At 69.1% G+C, this 18,431-nt stretch carries 18 protein-coding genes and 1 tRNA gene; 2 read left to right on the forward strand and 17 right to left on the reverse strand.

Going from position 1 to position 18,431, the window contains the following annotated elements; translation table 11 throughout:
* Window positions 1-18: 18 nt before the first annotated feature.
* From HNR67_RS01315 to HNR67_RS01340, 6 genes are all read right to left on the reverse strand, one after another.
* Window positions 19-1,029, reverse strand: coding sequence for a sensor histidine kinase (locus tag HNR67_RS01315; protein WP_185000176.1), 1,011 nt, complete (start codon window positions 1,027-1,029; stop codon window positions 19-21).
* Window positions 1,026-1,745, reverse strand: coding sequence for a response regulator transcription factor (locus tag HNR67_RS01320; RefSeq protein ID WP_312986183.1), 720 nt, complete (start codon window positions 1,743-1,745; stop codon window positions 1,026-1,028). Before HNR67_RS01320 ends, HNR67_RS01315 begins: the two co-directional genes overlap by 4 nt.
* Window positions 1,746-1,944: 199 nt before the next feature.
* Window positions 1,945-2,018, reverse strand: a tRNA-Leu gene (locus HNR67_RS01325).
* A 122-nt stretch (window positions 2,019-2,140) separates the two neighbouring features.
* The gene (locus tag HNR67_RS01330) at window positions 2,141-3,334 is read right to left on the reverse strand and encodes an ATP-grasp domain-containing protein (protein ID WP_185000177.1); all 1,194 of its coding nucleotides are present in this window, start codon (window positions 3,332-3,334) and stop codon (window positions 2,141-2,143) included.
* A gap of 305 nt (window positions 3,335-3,639) precedes the next feature.
* Complete coding sequence (locus tag HNR67_RS01335; RefSeq protein WP_185000178.1) at window positions 3,640-4,965, reverse strand: NAD(P)/FAD-dependent oxidoreductase; 1,326 nt, start codon at window positions 4,963-4,965, stop codon at window positions 3,640-3,642.
* Between the two features lie 104 nt (window positions 4,966-5,069).
* Complete coding sequence (locus HNR67_RS01340; RefSeq protein ID WP_221489743.1) at window positions 5,070-5,591, reverse strand: HAD domain-containing protein; 522 nt, start codon at window positions 5,589-5,591, stop codon at window positions 5,070-5,072.
* Window positions 5,592-5,692: 101 nt separating this feature from the next.
* On the opposite strand from HNR67_RS01340, the gene HNR67_RS01345 reads away from it, so the two are divergent.
* The gene (locus tag HNR67_RS01345) at window positions 5,693-5,866 is read left to right on the forward strand and encodes a hypothetical protein (RefSeq protein ID WP_185000180.1); all 174 of its coding nucleotides are present in this window, start codon (window positions 5,693-5,695) and stop codon (window positions 5,864-5,866) included.
* A 5-nt stretch (window positions 5,867-5,871) separates the two neighbouring features.
* On the opposite strand, the gene HNR67_RS01350 is transcribed toward HNR67_RS01345, so the two are convergent.
* On the reverse strand, window positions 5,872-6,573 hold the full coding sequence (locus HNR67_RS01350; protein ID WP_185000181.1) for a uracil-DNA glycosylase: 702 nt from the start codon (window positions 6,571-6,573) through the stop codon (window positions 5,872-5,874).
* Window positions 6,574-6,662: 89 nt separating this feature from the next.
* Between HNR67_RS01350 and HNR67_RS01355 the strand changes: the two genes are divergently transcribed.
* Window positions 6,663-8,171 (forward strand): S10 family peptidase, encoded by a 1,509-nt coding sequence (locus tag HNR67_RS01355; protein ID WP_185000182.1) that lies wholly within the window; start codon window positions 6,663-6,665, stop codon window positions 8,169-8,171.
* Between the two features lie 56 nt (window positions 8,172-8,227).
* Here the strand turns inward: HNR67_RS01355 and HNR67_RS01360 are convergent, their stop codons facing one another.
* The 10 genes from HNR67_RS01360 to HNR67_RS01405 all read right to left on the reverse strand — a co-directional run bounded on the left by HNR67_RS01360 (window position 8,228) and on the right by HNR67_RS01405 (window position 18,431).
* Window positions 8,228-9,247, reverse strand: a complete 1,020-nt coding sequence (locus HNR67_RS01360; protein WP_185000183.1) for an ABC transporter ATP-binding protein — start codon at window positions 9,245-9,247, stop codon at window positions 8,228-8,230.
* Window positions 9,240-10,274 carry an ABC transporter ATP-binding protein gene (locus tag HNR67_RS01365; protein ID WP_312986184.1) on the reverse strand — a complete coding sequence of 345 codons (1,035 nt, stop codon included), beginning with the start codon at window positions 10,272-10,274 and terminating at the stop codon, window positions 9,240-9,242. The genes HNR67_RS01360 and HNR67_RS01365 overlap by 8 nt, the downstream gene beginning before the upstream one ends.
* Window positions 10,275-10,287: 13 nt before the next feature.
* Complete coding sequence (locus HNR67_RS01370; protein ID WP_185000184.1) at window positions 10,288-11,247, reverse strand: ABC transporter permease; 960 nt, start codon at window positions 11,245-11,247, stop codon at window positions 10,288-10,290.
* A complete protein-coding gene (locus HNR67_RS01375; RefSeq protein WP_185000185.1) occupies window positions 11,240-12,166 on the reverse strand; it encodes an ABC transporter permease in 927 nt (308 codons plus the stop codon). The genes HNR67_RS01370 and HNR67_RS01375 overlap by 8 nt, the downstream gene beginning before the upstream one ends.
* A gap of 71 nt (window positions 12,167-12,237) precedes the next feature.
* Window positions 12,238-13,869 (reverse strand): peptide ABC transporter substrate-binding protein, encoded by a 1,632-nt coding sequence (locus HNR67_RS01380; RefSeq protein ID WP_185000186.1) that lies wholly within the window; start codon window positions 13,867-13,869, stop codon window positions 12,238-12,240.
* Between the two features lie 246 nt (window positions 13,870-14,115).
* The gene (locus HNR67_RS01385) at window positions 14,116-15,069 is read right to left on the reverse strand and encodes a Ppx/GppA phosphatase family protein (protein ID WP_185000187.1); all 954 of its coding nucleotides are present in this window, start codon (window positions 15,067-15,069) and stop codon (window positions 14,116-14,118) included.
* A gap of 35 nt (window positions 15,070-15,104) precedes the next feature.
* Window positions 15,105-16,370, reverse strand: a complete 1,266-nt coding sequence (locus tag HNR67_RS01390; RefSeq protein ID WP_185000188.1) for a lytic transglycosylase domain-containing protein — start codon at window positions 16,368-16,370, stop codon at window positions 15,105-15,107.
* Between the two features lie 208 nt (window positions 16,371-16,578).
* Window positions 16,579-17,139 carry a Uma2 family endonuclease gene (locus tag HNR67_RS01395; RefSeq protein WP_246492441.1) on the reverse strand — a complete coding sequence of 187 codons (561 nt, stop codon included), beginning with the start codon at window positions 17,137-17,139 and terminating at the stop codon, window positions 16,579-16,581.
* Between the two features lie 144 nt (window positions 17,140-17,283).
* Window positions 17,284-17,808: a DUF501 domain-containing protein gene (locus HNR67_RS01400; protein ID WP_312986185.1), complete on the reverse strand. Its 525-nt coding sequence runs from the start codon at window positions 17,806-17,808 to the stop codon at window positions 17,284-17,286.
* A complete protein-coding gene (locus HNR67_RS01405; RefSeq protein WP_185000190.1) occupies window positions 17,805-18,431 on the reverse strand; it encodes an FtsB family cell division protein in 627 nt (208 codons plus the stop codon). Before HNR67_RS01405 ends, HNR67_RS01400 begins: the two co-directional genes overlap by 4 nt.

The following is an 18,431-nucleotide window of genomic DNA, read 5'->3' on the forward strand; positions in this document are numbered from 1 at the left end:
CACGTTCGGGTGAACCTTTCAGCGCGCGAGTGGCAACAGGATCTCGAACCGGCACCCCGGACCGTGATTGCTGGCGCTGATCCGGCCGTGGTGGGCCTCAACCAGTCCCCTGGCTATGGCAAGGCCCAGACCGGCTCCGGCGGCCTGCTCGGGCTCTGGGGTCCGTGCCGCGCTGCCCCGGTAGGCCACGTCGAAGACCCTGGGCAGTTCGCCGTCGGGGATGCCGCCGCAGCCGTCGTCCACGGCCAGCCAGCCCTGCCCGTCCACCTCGCCGGCGGCCACCGCGACCACGCCGCCGCGATCGGTGTGCCGGATGGCGTTGCTGAGCAGGTTGCGCAGCACCCGGCCCAGCTCGCGCGCGCTGCCGTGCACCACCGGCCAGTCACTGGGCACCTCGGCCAGGGTGACCCCGGCCCGCTGCGCGATCGCGGCCTGCGCGGCGACCTCCTCGCTGACCAGGTCGCGCAGGGGCAGCGCGGTCAGTTCCAGGTTGAGCGCGCCCGCGGTGATCCGGGAGAGCTGGAAGAGGTCGTCGACCATGGCCGAGACCCGTTCGGTCTCCCGGCCGATGCCCAGCAGGTAGCCGCGCACCTCGGCGGGTTCGGTGACCACGCCGTCGGTGAGCGCCTCGGTCATCGCGCGCATGCCGGCCAGTGGGGTGCGCAGGTCGTGGCTGATCCAGGCGACCAGTTCGCGCCGGGCCGCCTCGGCCGCGCGTTCCCTGGCCCTGGCCTCACGTTCCCACACGCTGCGCCGGGCGATGGCCCGGCCGAAGAGCATCGCGGCTGGCACGGTGACCAGGCCGACCAGCACGCAGATCACCACGGTGGTGGTGAGCTGGCTGGTGAACATGAACCCGCTGACCGCGGTCACCCCGGCCAGGGTGGCCAGCAGCGGGGTGAGCACCGCGACGGTGATGGCCGCGGTGAGCGAGCGGTCCCGGCACCAGTGCAGGAACAGCGCGCCGAGCAGCGCGACCGGGACGGAGAAACCGAGCGCGTAGGTGGCCGCGTGCACGAGTTCGCTCATGCCGGGCTCGGGTCGTAGCGGTAGCCGACGCCCCAGACGGTGGCGATGCGCACCGGGTTGGCCGGGTCGGGTTCGATCTTCTCCCGCAGCCTGCGCACGTGCACGGTGACCGTGGCCGCGTCGCCGAAGTCCCAGCCCCACACCAGTTCCAGCAACTTGGCCCTGGTGTAGACCTCGCCGGGATGGGCGATCAGGAAGGCGAGCAGGTCGAACTCGCGGGTGGTCAGCGCGAGTTCGGCGCCGCCCCGCCTGGCGCGGCGGGCCACCGGGTCCAGCCGCAGGTCGCCGTCGGCGAGGTGGTCCAGCCGGGGCGGCGGCGCGGGCACCCGCAGCCTGCGCAGCACCGAGTTGACCCGCAGCACCAGCTCGCGCGGGCTGAACGGTTTGGTCACGTAGTCGTCCGCGCCGAGCTGGAGCCCGGCCACCCGGTCCTCCTCCTCGCCGAGCGCGGTGAGCATGACCACCGGGACCGCGCTGTGCCTGCGCAGCCTGCGGCAGACCTCGAGGCCGTCGATGCCGGGCAGCATCAGGTCGAGCACCACCAGGTCGGCCGCGGCCTGCTCGAACAGGGCCAGCGCCTGTTCGCCGTCACCGGCCACCCTGACCTGGTGCCCGGCGCCCTCCAGGTAGCGGCGGACCACGTCGCGCACGGTGAGGTCGTCGTCCACGACCAGCACCCGTCCGCGCACCTGCGCCTGTCCCGGCTTCTGTTCCACCGGATCAGCCTAGGACGGCGCCCGCGCACCGGTCCGGCGACAACCATGACGGTTCTCTTTCGGATGACCGGGCGATCACTCCGCCTGATGATCAACTACAGTTGGTAATGGTTATCAGGAAAGACGGAAGCGGCGCCGTTCGCCTAGGTGTCAGCCGAACGGAATCGTGCTGACCTGGGCGGACGGCGCCGCTGTCGAGTGCCCCCGGACGGATTCGAACCGTCACTCGGACCCTTTTAAGGGGCCTGCCTCTACCGATTGGGCTACGGGGGCAGCGGGCAGCCTAAGCCGTGGAAGGTCGCTTTCGGGTCTCAATCGCGACAACTCGCCCGTGCGGCCGAACACATCTGGCCCGACCGGCCGCACGAAAGCGCAGCTCGCGAGGCCCGTGCGGGCTAGAGACCCGCACGGGCGTCGAGTAGCTCGGTGAAGCGGCCTGCCACCCAGTCGTGCACCGCGTCGGAGACCTCGGTGCTGCCGGCGCGGTGCTCGAACCAGCGCCAGTCACAGCTCACGTTGATCTCCAGGAAGACGTGCTCACCGTCCACGGTGAGCAGGTCGAACGCGGCCACCTGGACGTTCCAGTGCCGGGCCAGCGCGAGCAGCTTGACGGCCAGCTCGTCCGGGATCTCCGCCCTGGTCACCTTGACCGCGTCCGGGTCGACCCACAGCTGCGCCGGGTCCAGCTTCTCCACCCAGTAGCTGATCAGCTTGTCGTCCACCACGAAGACCCGCAGCTCGCCGTCGGCGTTGAGGAACTGCTGCACGATCACCGGCGCGGACTCGGGGCTGTCACTGGCCCTGCTGGTGTCCAGCGGACGCGGGAACAGCCCGTGCAGCGCGCCCGGCCGGGGCTCCAGCAGGTGCTGACCGGCGGTCTTGACGATGCAGCGGCCGCCGCCGGGCCTGGTGCGGCCGGGCTGGGTGGTCACCGCGGTGCGCGGCACCCTGAGCCCGAACGCGGCGGCGTCGGTGAGCTGGGTGAGCCGGTCGAGCTGGCAGGTGGCCCTTGTCGGGTTGACGTGCTCCCAGTCAGTGCGCTGGGCCAGCCAGTTGATCACTGATCGCCACTGGTCGGCGGCGTAGGCGCCGCTGATGGTGCGCTGGTCGACCGGGACCGCGGAGATGTCGAAGTGCCGCCGCCAGACCAGGATCGGGCGCAGCAGCCGCAGATCCAGCTCGACCAGCGGGGCGTCGGTGTAGATGGTCAGCGGCAGGTTGAGGCAGCGGTCGGCGTCGATGCGGACCATCCGGATGCCGCGTTCGGCCAGCGCGAGGGAGAGTTCGTTCATCTCCATGTCCGCGGCCCTGGCCAGCACCAGCACGCAGGGCAGCGGATCGCCGCCGTCCTCCTCGACGAGGCCCATCTCGTGCACCCGCTCCTGGAAGTCCAGGCAGGTGCTGGGCGAGCGGTAGTAGTAGTCCTGACCCTGCAGCAGCAGCGGGGTGGTCCTGGACGGACTGGCCGGGAGCGGGACGGCGGCAGGCGTCACCTCGGTGGGCGTCGACTCGGGGTCGATCACCTCGGTGGCGGCAGGCGGACCAGGTGGCCTTGGTGCTGCCTCCTGCCCCCGTCCGGCGGCGGTCACGTGTCAGTCGTCCTTCTTGCGGAAGACCTTCCGCGCCTTGGCGTACTCCGCGGCGTAGTCGGCGAGCGCGCTGTCCTTGGCCTTCCCCTCGCGTACCAGGGCGGCCAGCTCCTCGATCGACATGGCGGTCACCTCTCTTCGGTGTGATGCTTCACACGTTCAGGTGCGGCACCGGGCGTAGTCTCAAGTTCCAACTCACAGAATGTCAAGACAACCTCAAGTTACATTCCGTACGTCGCTGTGTCGAGGAACTCCAGACGGAGTAACTCTTACGCCCGAAGTATGGAATTTTGACCCTTGGTTGCTCAACTCGCTGTGGCGCGTGCGAACTCGGCCTTCGGATCATTGATCTGACCGAGTGACACCACCTCGCGCCGGAAGACTAGCGCAAGGGTCCAGTCGATCACGACGCGGAACTTCCGGTTGAACGTGGGCATCCGGCTCACGTGGTACGTGCGGTGCAGGAACCAGGCCGGGAAGCCCTTGAGCTTGATCCCCATGACGTCCGCGACGCCCTTGTACAGGCCAAGGCTGGCCACCGAACCGGCGTACTTGTGCCGGTAGGGCTTGAGCGGCTTGCCGCGCAGCGAGGCCAGGATGTTGGCCGAGAGGCGCATGGCCTGGCGCACCGCGTGCTGTGCCGAGGGGCTGCAGGTGGCGTTGGGATCCTGCTCGGTCTGGGACAGGTCCGGCACCGCGGCGTTGTCCCCGGCCGCCCAGGCATCCGGCATGCCCTCGACCTGCAGGCTGGCCGTGCAGCGCACCCGGCCGCGGGCGTCCCGCGGCAGGTCGGTCTGCTCCAGCACCGGGTTGGCCTTGACCCCGGCGGTCCACACGATGGTCTCGGCGTCGAACTCGGTGCCGTCGCTGAGCACCACGTGCCCGTCCACCATGGACTCGACCCTGGTGTCCAGGAAGCACTTGATGCCGCGCTCCTCGAGGGTCTCCACGGTGTAGACGCCCATCTTCGGGCTGACCTCGGGCATCACCCGCCCGGCCGCCTCCACCAGGACCCAGTTCATGTCCTCGGGCTTGACGTTGCGGTAGTAGCGGGTGGCGTACCTGGCCATGTCCTCCAGCTCGGCCAGTGCCTCGATGCCCGCGTAGCCGCCGCCGATGACCACGAAGGTCAGCAGCTTCTTGCGCAGCTCGGGGTCATCGGTGGTGGAGGCCAGGTCCATCCGGGACAGCACGTGGTTGCGCAGGTAGATCGCCTCACCCACGGTCTTGAACGAGATGCCTCGTTCGGCCAGACCGGGGATCGGCAGGGTTCGGGCGACCGAGCCGAGGGCCACGACGAGCACGTCGTAGGCCACGGACTCCAGGTCGCCGGTCGGCGAGGCGACGGTGGCTCGCTTGTCGGCGTGGTTGATCTCGGTCACGCGCCCGGTGAGCACGTGACAGCGTTTCAGGACCCGGCGCAGCGGCACGACGACGTGCCTTGGCTCGATCGAGCCAGCGGCGGCCTCGGGGAGGAACGGCTGGTACGTCATGTGCGGCTGGGGGTCGACGACCGTCACGGACGCCTCACTCGCGCGCAGCTTGGCCTGGAGCTTCAAGGCCGTGTACATACCGACGTAGCCCCCACCGACGACCAGGATCCGGGTCGGTTGCGACTTCACAGCAGCCATACCTGAATCGTCGCACCCACCAGGTATGACCGCTTACCGGAACCGGGGTGTTCTGCGCCGCAGTGCGGCGTTTCGGGCCGTGTTCTCCGACACGCCGCAGCACCTCACCCCGGCCGGCGCACCCCGGCCAGCCACTCCCGCGCGTGGTCGAAGTCGGGCTCGCCCAGCCCGGTGCGCGGGTTGACCCTGACCAGCTCGGTCGGGGTGTCCCCGCGCCCGGCGAGGAACTCGTCCCTGGCCCTGGGGTAGAGGTCGAAGTCGTCGTCGAACCACAGCAGGGTCCGGCCGTGCGCGTACCTGGCCACCGCCGGGTACTTCCAGACCGAGTCGAGCACCGGCTCGCCGAAGTAGATCACCGGCAGCTCGGGCAGGCCGAGCAGTGGGGCGAGCTGACTGTTGGCCCGGTGCTCCCAGGTGGTCGCCCAGACCAGGTCCGCGCCCGCGTGCCCGGCCAGTTCGATCAGGCGCGGGCCGTGGTCGGGGTTGAGCCAGAGGCGGAGCTGGGGTTCGCGGCGCCAGCGGGACAGGCGCAGGCGGTGTTCGCGGTAGCCCTCCGGGAGGGCGTCCGCCTTGGCGGCGAAGGGGTTGAGCGGACCGTCGACGTCGAGGAGCACCAGCGGCCGCATGCTGGCCAGCATGGCAGGACGGGCGTAAGGTCGGGCTTGTTCCGGTCATCCGGGACCGCGTGGACGAGGGGGAACACGCGGTCTGTGGAGAGGACGGGAACATGCTCGTGATTGCAGAGGTGGTCCCGGCCTTGTTGGCCGTGGCCGCGGTGACCGGCGTGTGCCGGTTGCTCGCGCTCGGCATCGCACTGAAGGGTGCCGCGCCCGCGGACCGGCCCGCGATCATCCGCGCGCTGGCCGAGTTCTTCCGCACGCTCCCGCGGCGGCGTCGATGAACACCTCAGCTCACACCCGCCAGGGTTTTGGCCTGGGTCAGCACCTCCTGCAGCATCGCCTGGGTCAGGCGGCCGGTGTAGGTGTTGTGCGGGGACACGTGATAGCAGCCCAGCAGGTGCAACACCTGATCTTCCTGGCCAGCCAGGTCCACCCGCACGCCGTGGCCGAACTTGGGGCGCGGCTTCGGGATCCGCCAGTCCGCGGCGGCCAGCACCGGGAGCAGGGCCTGCCAGCCGAACGCGCCCAGCACCACCACCACGCGCAGGGTGGGGCGGAGCAGGGTGAGTTCGGTGGTCAGCCAGGGGCGGCAGTTGTCGCATTCGGCCGGGGTGGGTTTGTTCTCCGGTGGGGCGCAGCGGACCGGGGCGGTCATCCGGAGGCCGTGCAGTTCCAGGCCGTCGTCGGCGGAGACCGAGACCGGGCTGGAGGACAGGCCGGTGGCGTGCAGGGCCTGGTAGAGGAAGTCGCCGGAGGGGTCGCCGGTGAACATCCGGCCGGTGCGGTTGGCGCCGTGCGCGGCCGGGGCCAGGCCGACCAGGGAGATCGCGGCGTCCGGTGGGCCGAAGCCGGGGACCGGGCGGGCCCAGTAGGTCTGCTCGCGGAAGGCGGCGCGTTTGACCGTGGCCACCTCCTCCCGCCAGGTGACCAGGCGCGGGCAGCGGCGGCAGCGGGTGACCTCGCGGTCAAGGTCGGCAAGGGTGCGCACGGCGGCTCCTGGGGGCGGTGTTATCCAAGTGTTGAACACAGTTGTCGGGTTGTGCCTTCTGTGCGGGAATCGCCGTCTAGGGTGCGCACATGGCAGTCACGGACACGCCGCTCGACGGCGAGTCGGCGCGGGGAACCGGGGAGCGCGACGGGGCGGTCGTCCCACGGCCGGAGCCGGTCGACGACCTGGTCACCACGCACCACGAGCTTTCCACCGGTGAGCGGACCCTCTCCTACACGGCCACCACCGGCCGGATAGTCCTCCGCCAGGAGGTGCACACCGACGGGACCTTCACCGGGCACACGGCCAAGGCCGAGGTCTTCGTGACCGCCTACACCCTCGACGAGGCCGATCCGGCCACCCGGCCGGTGACCTTCGCCTTCAACGGCGGGCCCGGCTCCTCCAGCGTGTGGCTGCACCTGGGGCTGCTCGGTCCGCGCCGGGTGCTCACCGGCGACGCCGGCGCGCTGGCCGCGCCGCCCTACCGGCTGGCCGACAACCCGGAAACCCTGCTGGCGCACAGTGATCTGGTCTTCATCGACCCGGTCTCCACCGGCTACTCCCGGGCGGTGCAGGGCGAGAAGCCCGGGGAGTACCACGGCTATTCCGGGGACCTGGAGTCCGTCGGGGAGATGATCCGGCTGTGGACCTCGCGCAACGGGCGCTGGGGTTCGCCGAAGTTCCTGGCCGGGGAGTCCTACGGCACGCTGCGCGCGGCCGGGCTGGCCCAGCACCTGCAGTCCCGGCACGGGATGTACCTCAACGGGCTGATGCTGATCTCCGCGGTGCTGGACATGGGCACCATCCGGTTCACCGAGGACAACGACCTGCCCTACCCGCTGTTCCTGCCCACCTACGCGGCCATCGCGCACCACCACGGCCGCCACGGCGACCGGCCGCTGGCCGAGGTGCTCGCCGAGGCCGAGGAGTACGCCGAGCGGGACTACCCGTGGGCGCTGGCCCGCGGGAACCGGCTCACCGCAGGCGAACGGGCCACCGCGGTGGCCAAGCTGGCCCGGCTGACCGGGCTGACCGAGGACTACGTGGACCGGGTGCGGCTGCGGATCGAGCACCTGCGCTTCTTCGCCGAGCTGCTGCGCCCGGAACGCCGGGTGGCAGGCAGGCTGGACGGCCGGTTCGCCGGCCATGACGCGGATTCCGGCGGCGAGCACTTCGCCGAAGACCCGTCCTACTCGGCCATCCTCGGCCCGTACTCGGCCGCGCTCAACCAGTACGTGCGGGCCGAACTGGGCTACGCCAACGATCTGCCCTACGAGATCCTCACCGGCAACGTGCATCCCTGGTCCTACAAGGAGTTCGAGGGCGCGCACGTGAACGTGGCCGGGCGGCTGGCCGAGGCGATGCGGGCCAACAACCACCTCAGGGTGCACGTGGCCTGCGGCTACCACGACGGGGCCACGCCCTACTACGCCTCCGAGCACGTGCTGGCCCACCTGGCCATCCCGGACGAGCTGGCCGCCAACATCGAGACCCGCCACTACCCGGCTGGGCACATGATGTACGTGCACGAGCCGAGCCGGATCCAGCAGTCGGCCGACCTGGCCCAGTTCATCCGCGACTCGGTGCCGCAGGACTGAAAGACAGTGGCGGGGCACGGAAATCCCCGTGCCCCGCCACTGTCCACATCAGACGATCACACCACCACGTGCGGCTTCTCCTCCGCGAAGTGGCAGGCGCTGGGGTGCGCGGCGCCCGGCTCGGGCAGCCGGATCTCCAGCAGTGGCGATTCCTCGGCGCAGATGTCCTGCGCCTTCCAGCAGCGCGTGCGGAACCGGCAGCCCGAGGGCGGGTTCACCGGGCTTGGCACGTCACCGGTGAGGCGGATGACCTCGCGACGACCACGCAGCGACGGGTCCGGCACCGGCACCGCGGAGAGCAGCGCCTGGGTGTACGGGTGCGTCGGGTGCTCGTAGATCTGCTCCTCGGTGCCCAGCTCGACCATCTTGCCGAGGTACATCACGCCGACCCGGTCGGAGAGATGCCGCACCACGGACAGGTCGTGCGCGATGAACACGTAGGAGAGCCCGAACTCCGTCTGCAGGTCACCCAGCAGGTTCATCACCTGCGCCTGGATGGAGACGTCCAGCGCGGACACCGGCTCATCGCAGATGATCACCTCGGGGCGCAGGGCGAGCGCGCGGGCGATGCCGATGCGCTGCCGCTGGCCGCCGGAGAACTGGTGCGGGTACCGGTGGATGTGCTCGGGGTTGAGCCCGACCACGTCCAGCAGGTCCTGCACCTTCTTCCGCCGCTCGCCCTTGGGGGCGACCTCGGGGTGGATCTCGTAGGGCTCGCCGACGATGTCGCCGACCGTCATCCTCGGGTTCAGCGAGGTGTACGGGTCCTGCAACACGATCTGGATGTTCCGGCGCAGCTTGCGCAGCTCGCCGCCCTGCATCTTGAAGATGTCCCGGCCGTTGAAGCTGGCCGACCCGCTGGTCGGCTTCTCCAGCCGCATCAGCACCTGGGCCAGCGTGGACTTGCCACAGCCGGACTCGCCCACGATGCCGAGCGTCTCGCCGCGGCGGAGGTCGAATGAGACCCCGTCCACCGCCTTGACCTGGCCGATGGTCTTCTTGAACAGGATGCCCTGGGTGACCGGGAAGTGCTTGACCAGATCCCGGACCTCAAGCACGTTGTCGGTGTCAGCCACCGCTGACCACCTCCTCCGCGAAGTGGCAGGCGCTGACCCGGCCGAGGCCGAGCGGGACCTGCACCGGGACCGACTGCGAACAGATGTCCTGCGCCCGCGGGCAACGCGGGTGGAACGGGCAGCCCGGGGGCACCCGCATCAGGTTCGGCGGCAGTCCCTTGATGGTGTTGAGCGCGGTGCCCTTCTGGTCCAGCCGGGGCAGCGAGTCGAGCAGGGCCAGCGTGTACGGGTGCCCCGGCTGCTTGTACAGCGAGTTGGCGTCCGCCTTCTCCACGATCCGGCCCGCGTACATGACCGCGATCCGGTCCGCGACCTCGGCGACCACGCCGAGGTCGTGGGTGATCAGGATCATGCCCATGTTCCGCTCACGCTGGATCTCGTGCAGCAGGTCCATGATCTGGGCCTGCACGGTGACATCCAGCGCGGTGGTCGGCTCGTCCGCGATCAGCACCTCGGGGTCCAGCGCCAGCGACATCGCGATCATCGCGCGCTGCCGCATACCGCCGGAGAACTCGTGCGGGTACTGCTTGACCCGGCCCTGGGGGTTGGGGATCTTGACCAGGTCCAGCAGCTCGATCGCGCGCTTGCGGGCGTCCTTCTTGCTCATCCCGTTGCGGACCCGGAGCTGCTCCTCGATCTGGAACCCGACGGTGAAGACCGGGTTCAGCGCGGAGAGCGCGTCCTGGAAGATCATCGCGATCCCGCTGCCCCTGACCTCGCGACGGCGTTCGTCGCTGGCCGTGAGCAGGTCCTCGCCGTGGAAGCGGATGGACCCCTGGGAGATGTGACCCGGCGGGATGTCCAGGATGCCCATGATGGTCTGGGCGGTGACGGACTTGCCGGACCCGGACTCGCCGAGCACGGCGAGGGTCTCACCGGCGTCGAGCTGATAGCTGACGCCGTTGAGGACCTTGGCCACGCCGTCCCTGGTGCGGAACTCCACGTGCAGGTCCTCGACCACCAGCAGGGGTTCGCCGTCGGCTGTGCTGCCGGCGGTCGGGTCCACAGTGGACTCGTTCTGCGACACTGTGAACTGCCTCCTAACGAAGCTTGGGGTCGAGTGCTTCCCGGACCGCGTCGCCCAGCATCACGAAGGCGAGCACGGTGATCACCAGGAAACCGGCGGGGAAGTACAGCAGGTGCGGCGCGATCCGGATGTAGTCGCGCGCGTCGGCGATCATCACGCCCCAGGACACCGCCGGTGCCCGCAGGCCCAGACCCAGGAACGACAGCGTCGCCTCGGCGCCGATGAACGCGCCCAGCGCGATGGTGCCGTAGACCAGCACGGGCGCCAGGCAGTTCGGCAGCAGGTGCTTGACGATGATCCGGCTGTTGCTGGCGCCCAGGGCGCGCGCGGCCTTCACGAAGTCCTGCTGCTTCACCGTGATCGCGGCCGATCTCATGATCCGCATGGCCACCGGCCAGGACAGCAGCGCGATGGAGAGCACCACCAGGCTGACGATGGTGAACGCGCCGGGTGAGCCACCGCCGGAGAGGAAGGCGGAGAGGATCACGATCGCGCCGAGCACGAACGGCAGACCGAAGAAGACATCGGCCACCCTGGACAGGATCGCGTCCACCCAGCCGCCGAAGAAGCCGCTGAGCAGGCCCATGATCCCGCCGATGAGCACGGTGACCAGGGTGGACATCACGCCGACCAGGATCGACCAGCGGGTGCCGTAGACGACTCTGGCGAAGATGTCCTTGCCCTGCGTGTCATAGCCGAACCAGGCCTGTGCCGAGGGCGCGAGCCGGGATCGCTGCAGGTCGCCCGCGTCCGGGTCCACCGAGGTGAACAGCCAGGGGAAGGCGGCCACGATGATCAGGAAGAGGATCACGGTGGCGGACATGATGAACAGCGGCCTGCGGCGCAGGTCGCCCCACGCGTCAGACCAAAGACTGCGGGGTTTGTCCTGTGTGGTGGAAGCGTGCTCGGCGTCCGACACCATCTGGTGCGCTTCGATGGTGGAGCCGGCGGCGGCAGCAGACGGGTCAGTCATAACGGATCCTCGGGTCCAGCACGGCGTAGAGCAGGTCGACGAACAGGTTGACGATCAGGAAGACGATCACCAGGAGCACGACCACACCGGTGACGGTGATGCCCTCCTTCTGGAGAATCGACTCGTAGACCAGACCGCCGATCCCTCGGATGCCGAAGATGCCCTCGGTGACGATGGCGCCGCCCATCAGCGAACCCAGGTCGGTGCCGAGGAAGGTGATCACCGGGATCACCGAGTTGCGGAGCAGGTGCACCCCGACCACCCGGCTCTGCGGCAGGCCCTTGGCCACCGCGGTGCGGACGTAGTCGGCGCGCTTGTTCTCCGCGATCGAGGTGCGGGTGAGTCTCGTGACATAGGCCATCGACAGGCTGCCGAGCACGAAGCCCGGCACCAGTAGCTCGGCGAAGGTCGGATCCTCCGACACCACGGTCGGGATTATCTCCAGCTGGAAGCCCAGCACCTGCTGCAGCACGAAGCCGGTGACGAAGGTGGGCAGGGAGATCAGGAACAGGGTGGAGACCAGGACCAGGTTGTCCAGGAAGCCACGGCCGCGCAGACCGGTCAGCACACCGGCGATGACGCCGATGACGGCTTCGATCAGCACCGCGACCAGCGCGAGCTTGACCGAGACCGGGTACCGCAGCGAGATCAGCTCACCGACCGAGGTGCCGTTGAAGGTCTCCCCGAAGTCGCCTTGGAGCAGGCCACCCAGGTACTTGATGTACTGGATGAAGATGTTGTCGTTGAGGTTGAACTTCTCCGTCATCACCGCGACGAACGCGTCTGGGCACCGACGCTCTCCGCACATGCTGGCGAATGGATCACCCGGGAGTGTCCAGACCAGCACGTAGATCAGGAACGTGGTGCCGAGGAAGACGGGAATGAGTTGTAGCAGGCGCCGAATGACATAGCGGCCCATGGAAGCGAACTCCTTCTACCGCGACAGGGGCTGGCCCACGACGTTGTGGGCCAGCCCCTCGTTGCTAATGATCAGGCAACCTCGACCGTGGACAGGTCGAGTTCGCGGTACGCGCTCATGGTCGCGTTCTTCAGGCGGTTCGACCAGCCGGCCTGGCTGGGAGTGCTCCACAGCGGGATGGCTGGCATGTCGTTCGCGATCAGCTTCTCGGCCTCGTGGTAGAGCTTGTAGCTCTCCGCCTCGGTGCCGGCGCGGTCCGCCTCGGCCAGCTTCGCGTCAACGGCCGGGCTGGAGTAGCCACCGTCGTTGGAGGAGCCACCGGTGCGGTACAGCGGGTTGAGGAAGTTCTCCACCGACGGGTAGTCGGCGAGCCAGCCACCGCGGTAGACCTGGGTCATCTCGTGCGCGTTGATCTTCTTCCGGATCTCACCGAAGGTGGCGACCGGGGCGAAGGTGCACTCCAGGCTCAGGGCTGCCTTGATCTGGCCACAGGCGGCCTCGATCCATTCCTTGTGCCCGCCGTCGGCGTTGGAGGTGATCTCCAGCTTGCCGGTGAAGCCGCTCTTGTCGAAGAGCCGCTTGGCCTCGGTCGGGTTGTGCTGGCACAGCTCGCCGCAGCCGCCGGGGCTCCAGCCGGTCACACCGTCGACCGCGTAGCCGTCGGTGGGCTTACGCGAGCCCTCGAAGATCTTCTCGGTGATCTCCTTGCGGTTGATCGCCATGGAGATCGCCTTGCGGAAGTCCGCGTTCTGGTACTTCTTGTCGTACACCGGGAAGTTCAGGATCTGCACGGACAGGCCCTGGAAGGACTGCGAGCGACCCTTGAGGTCGGTCTTCCAGAGGTTGCCGGCCAGGCCCGACGGCGGGATGGTGTCGAGGAAGTCGAGCTGGTTCCCCTTCACCGCGGCGTAGGCGGCCTCGGTGCCGGTGTAGATGGCGACCTTGACCTTCTTGATCTTCGGCTTGTCGTCGCCCTTGTACTCCTCGTAACGCTCAAGCTTGATGTCCTGCTTGGGCGTGCGGGAGACGAACTTGAACGGGCCGTTGCCGATCGGCTTGGCCTCGAAGGCCTTCGCGTCCTTGAAGAAGGCGTCGGGCAGCGGCATGTAGGCCGAGTAGCCGAGCTTGACCTTGAAGATCACGTGCGGCTCGGTGAAGTCCACCGTGATGGTGTAGTCGTCGACGGCCTTGAGGCCGGACATCTCCTTGGCCTTGGGCTCAGGAGCCTTCTGCGGACCGTTGGCGCCGTCCGGGTCGACGGTGTTGACGTCGCGGAAGCCCTTGATCTGCTCGAAGAAGCTGGCCGACTGCTGCCCGTTGGGCGAGTAGGCGGTGTAGTTCCAGGCGTCGACGAAGTTCTTCGCCTTGACGTCGGTGCCGTCGTGGAACTTCCAGCCCTGCTTGAGCTTGATCGTGTACTGGTCGGGCTTGGTCAGCTCGATCGACTCGGCCATGGCGTTCTTGACCTCGAACGAGTTCGAGTACTTCACCAGACCGGTGAAGATCGCCTGCACCACCTTGCCGCCACCGGTCTCGGTGGTGTTGCCGGGCACCAAGGGGTTCTCCGGCTCAGTGCCGAAGATGCTCACCTCGGTGTTCTCGTTGCCGCCCGACTGGCTGCCGCCACCGCCGCCACAGGCCGTCAAGACCAGCGAAGCCGCGATCGGCAGCGCGATCAAGGACAGCGCGCGTCCCTTCCGCATGTACGTCCTCCCACCTACACGGCGCGTCTCACGATGAAGTTCGTGAGCGCCACCCAAACGGCCACGGGAACCCTTCCCGAACCGTGAGAGGGACCGTAATCGGCTCAACCCAACGAACTACACCGGGGTACGGTCACAAAGCGGTCACGATCGTCAATTTTGTCAACTGAATAACAAGTTACAACTACGCAACGTGACCGGATTCTTCACGGAAAGATGTCCGTCAATCGATTGACGGAGTGTCCTTCAAACGGTCGACAACGCGATGCCGTCGAGAATGTCGTGCTCACTGACGACCAGCTCGGTGATTCCAGCCCGTTCGCGCAGTTCTTCGGCGATCTTGGCCACCACTAACGCACCGCCACCGATGACGTCGACCCGGCCCGGGTGCATGACCGGCAGGGCGGCCCGATCGGCGCGCGAAAGGGTGAGCAGGAGTTCGATCGTCTCGTGCAGCTCGCCCATCTGGAGTCTTGACAGGTGGATGGCCTCGGAGTCGTAGCTCGGCAGGCCCTTGGCGATGCCGGAGATGGTGGTCATCGTGCCCGCCAGGCCGATCCAGGTGCGGGCCTTGCTGACGTCCACCGCGGCGAATGCCTCGGCCAGTCCCTCGGCGATGACCCGCTCGGCCTCGGCGCGCTGGGCCGGGGTGGGCGGGTCGTCCGGCAGGCAGCGTTCGGTCAGTCGAACGCAGCCGATGTCCACCGACCTGGCCGCGGTGACCGTGGCCCGCACACCGTCCCAGTCACCCAGCACGACCTCGGTGGACCCGCCACCCAGGTCGACGACCACGAAGGGCCCCTCTTCGGGCTCCAGATCGCCCACAGCGCCGGTGAAGGAGAGGGTCGCCTCCTCGTCCCCGGTGATGACTTCCGCGTCCACTCCGAGCGTTTCACGGACCATGCCGAAGAAGTCCTCGCGATTGGCCGCGTCCCTGGTGGCCGAGGTGGCCACCATCCGCACCCGCTCGACGCCCTTGCGGCGGAGGATGGCGGTGTAGTCGGCCAGCGCGATCCTGGTGCGCTCCAGGGCTTCCGGCGCGAGCACGCCGGTGGCGTCCACGCCCTGCCCGAGCCGCACGATGCGCATCTCCCGGTGCACGTCCCGCAGCCAGCGGCTGCCGTCCTCGCGCTCGGAGACATCGGCGACGAGCAGCCGGATCGAGTTCGTCCCGCAGTCGATCGCGCCTACCCGTGGCATCGCCCACCCCACCCTCGAAAACGTCCGCGGCAACCCTACTGCGGGGCCTGCACCGTGCCCGTCTTGGCCACCGGCGGTGGGGTGCTGCTGGTGGAGCTGGGCGTGGGGGTGACGCAGGCGGGCAGGCCGGAGCTGCTGGTCGGCGTCGGCGAGGTGCTGGACGGGGAGGTGCTCGACGGCGGCGGGGTGGTGCAGGTCGGCGTCGGCGAGGTGCTCGAGGAGGGGCTGGTGCTGCTCGAGGGGGGCGTGCTGCTGGAGGGCGGCGTCGGTGAGACCGAGGAGGACGGGCTGGGACTCGGGCTGGGGCTGGGACTCGAGCTGGAGCTGGAGCTGGTCGGGTTGCCGGGGCCCGGCGGCGGCGGGTTCTGCGGCGGCGGGGTGACCCCGCCCTGCGGCGGCGGCTGGGTCAGGTTCGGATCGGTCGGCACCAGCGGGTCGTCCGGCAGGATCGTGACGCCCTTGGCGTAGCGCTCCATCCAGGTCAGCACGTTCTTCACGTAGACGTTGGAGTGGTTGTAGCGGAACACCGCGGCGGCCAGCTGGGTCGGGTTGCTCAGGTCGAGACCGCCCGAGCACAGGTAGTTCCCGGCGCCGAGGGCCGCGTCGTAGATGTTGTTCGGGTCGGACCTGCCGTCGGCGTTGCCGTCGGCGGCGTAGCCCCGCCAGGTGCTCGGGATGAACTGCATCGGGCCGACCGCCCGGTCCCACGCGGTGTCGCCGTCCAGCGCGCCGTTGTCGGTGTCCCTGATCGCGGCGAAGCCGGGGCCGCCGGAGAGCTGCGGGCCCAGGATGCGCGGGCTGGCGTTGCCGTTGATGTCGACCTTGCCGCCGCGGGCGTGGTTGGACTCGATCTTGCCGATACCGGCCAGCAGCGACCAGTGCAGCCGGCAGCCGGGGGTGGTGCCGGCCAGGATCTCGGCGGCCCTGCGGTAGGCCTTGAGCACCTCGCCAGGGATGCCCTCCACGGCCGAACCGGGGTCGAACGGGTCCGGCGGGGGCTGCTGGCTGGGGTCGCGCAGCGCGGCGACCAGTTCCGGGCTGACCGAGTCCGCGCTGGGCAGCGCGCCGTTCACGCCGACGCCGCTGTTGTCCTGCAACAGGGCCAGGATGTTGCCGGGGCGCGGGGTATCCAGGCTGGTGATGTCGGCCGCCGGGAGGATGCCGAGCGCGCCGCCGCCCGCGGCCAGCAGGCCGGGGGCGACCAGGGCCGCGCTGACGGTGGCCGCGGCGATCAGTCTCCGACCCTTGCGCCGTTTTCGTGTCGTCGCCGCCACGAAGCCAGGCCCGTTCGGAGCACCCACCTGCAACCTCTCCTCACCACATCCCGCGGCCGGTCGACGGCCGTGCCTCCCCCAGGCCCGTACCGCACCGGGCCGCCGCAAGCCTGCCTGATCAGCGAAGCCGTGTCACCGGTTCTCACCGTACTGAGCACAACGAGCGGGTACCAGGAATGTCACGTAACACGGCCGGAACCTGTCCAACTGAATTGAACCGGGTCATCACGCGCGCTTATCGGCGGCGCAACGAGACGAGATCCGCCGGCGAGAGCGTGACCGTGAACGGCTCGCTCAGCGTGACCGACTCGGTGCCGCGGGCGAATGCGACCTCCACATAGCGGTCATCACGCAAATGCCAGCAGCGCAACGCCGGTTCGTCCGGATCGACCACCCAATAGTTCGGGCATCCGGCCGCCTGCATACGCGCCCGCTTGAGTTCCAGGTCGAATCGCCGGGTGCTCGGCGAGAAAACCTCGACCGCGAGCACCGGCGGGCCGAAGAGCCCGCGATCGGTCCAGTCCACCGTCCGCGCGATCACGATGTCCGGGATCAGCACGGTGTCCTCGGCCAGCACCACGTCCACCGGGGCGGGCAGGATCTCCAGCTCCTCCGGGCAGTGCGGTTCCAGCGCCATGATCAGTCGCAGGATGGCGCGCTGGTGGAGTGGGCGGGGTGAGGGGCTCACGGTGAGCACCCCGTCCACGATCTCGTAGCGATGACCGTCATGAGGCATCGCCTCCAGGTCCAGCCGCGTCAGTGGCCTGCCGTAGGGAAGCGCGGGGACACTACCCATGGTGGCTGCCCTCCCGCTTGCATTCCACCCTCGTTGCGAGGCGGTGACCTGGCCGAACCCCGGTGCTGAGCACGAGATACGCGAGTGTAGCGACTCGACCGGTGCAGCCGAAGACCGCGAGTTCCCCAGAGAGCCCAGCGTGGGCTACACGCAGCTACCGGAGCGCCACCAGTCCGTCAGCCGGTCGGCCGATTCGTCACCAAAAGGGTTCACTCCCCGCCCACAGGCAAGTGCATGTGCAACTTGTACGTGCAAGCACTTGACCCGGTCCGGCATTCCGCCCGCGGTGACCCCGGTGCCCAGCGACTCGATCCCGTCGCGCTCGGCGAGATAGCTCTCGTGCGCCTTCCGGTACTGGTCAGCAAGGCCCTCGTCGGTCTCCAGCCGGTCGGTCATCTCCTTCATCAGACCGGAGGCCTCCTGCGTCCCCAACATCGAGTTCACCCGGGGGCAGGTCGAGTAGTACATGGTGGGGAACGGGGTGCCGTCGTCCAACCGGGGGTTCGTCTGGAGCACCGCGGGGTTGCCACACGGACAGCGGTACGCCACCGCCCGTACACCGCGTGGTGACCGGCCCAGCTGCGCGGTCACCGCCGCGCGATCGGCCTCGGTCAGCTCCTCCCGCACCGGCGGGACGTCCAGTCCCAGGCACGGTTTCTCCTTGCTCACGAACCACTCCCGGTGATCGAGTCCCATAGCCGGTCGTACCAAGGCTTGTCGTTCTTGCGCTGTTCGGACTCCGCGGGCGCGGCCGGGGTGCTCGGCTGCGGCAGCTGCACCACGTACGGCGTCTCACCCGGCCGGACGTACCGCAGCCTGCGCCGGGCCTCGGCCTCGATCTGGGTCGGGTCCGAGAGCTGGGTCTTGCGCTCCTCGAGCTGCTTGGCCACCTCGTTGAGCTGCTTGACCTTCTCCGTCTCGGCCTGCATCTCCGACTTCTGGCTCCAGTAGTTGCGCAGTGGCACCGCGATGGACAGCGTCAGCGCGCAGGCGATGATCGCCAGCAGCGCGGCCCGCCGGGTGGAGGAGAGCTTGAACGCCCCGCCCGGTCCCGCGGTCGGCCTGCGCGAGCGGGTGCCCGGCGTGCCGCGGCGGGTGGTCTCACTGCGGTCCCGCGCGGACCGGTCCCGGGCGGAGCGGACCTCCTCGGTGCTCGAGGAGGCCGCTGCCGCGCCGGTCCGGTCCGGTCGTTGCCACTTGCGGCGCGCGCGCTCCGGCCGGCGCGCCGAGGAGGCGGAGGAGTTCTCCGTCCGCCTGCGCCGCCGCTCCCTGTCGTGCTCGCGCCCCGCCAT

The sequence above is a fragment of the Crossiella cryophila genome, from assembly GCF_014204915.1.
Taxonomy (GTDB): Bacteria; Actinomycetota; Actinomycetes; order Mycobacteriales; family Pseudonocardiaceae; genus Crossiella; species Crossiella cryophila.

Excerpts from the sequence above, each read along its gene's own strand:
- HNR67_RS01380 (WP_185000186.1), bottom strand. The coding sequence starts at position 13,869 with ATGCGGAAGGGACGCGCGCTGTCCTTGATCGCGCTGCCGATCGCGGCT.
- HNR67_RS01345 (WP_185000180.1), top strand. The coding sequence starts at position 5,693 with ATGCTCGTGATTGCAGAGGTGGTCCCGGCCTTGTTGGCCGTGGCCGCG.
- HNR67_RS01375 (WP_185000185.1), bottom strand. The coding sequence starts at position 12,166 with ATGGGCCGCTATGTCATTCGGCGCCTGCTACAACTCATTCCCGTCTTC.
- HNR67_RS01340 (WP_221489743.1), bottom strand. The coding sequence starts at position 5,591 with ATGCGGCCGCTGGTGCTCCTCGACGTCGACGGTCCGCTCAACCCCTTC.
- HNR67_RS01405 (WP_185000190.1), bottom strand. The coding sequence starts at position 18,431 with ATGGCGGGGCGCGAGCACGACAGGGAGCGGCGGCGCAGGCGGACGGAG.
- HNR67_RS01335 (WP_185000178.1), bottom strand. The coding sequence starts at position 4,965 with ATGGCTGCTGTGAAGTCGCAACCGACCCGGATCCTGGTCGTCGGTGGG.
- HNR67_RS01370 (WP_185000184.1), bottom strand. The coding sequence starts at position 11,247 with ATGACTGACCCGTCTGCTGCCGCCGCCGGCTCCACCATCGAAGCGCAC.
- HNR67_RS01395 (WP_246492441.1), bottom strand. The coding sequence starts at position 17,139 with ATGGGTAGTGTCCCCGCGCTTCCCTACGGCAGGCCACTGACGCGGCTG.
- HNR67_RS01315 (WP_185000176.1), bottom strand. The coding sequence starts at position 1,029 with ATGAGCGAACTCGTGCACGCGGCCACCTACGCGCTCGGTTTCTCCGTC.
- HNR67_RS01385 (WP_185000187.1), bottom strand. The coding sequence starts at position 15,069 with ATGCCACGGGTAGGCGCGATCGACTGCGGGACGAACTCGATCCGGCTG.
- HNR67_RS01355 (WP_185000182.1), top strand. The coding sequence starts at position 6,663 with ATGGCAGTCACGGACACGCCGCTCGACGGCGAGTCGGCGCGGGGAACC.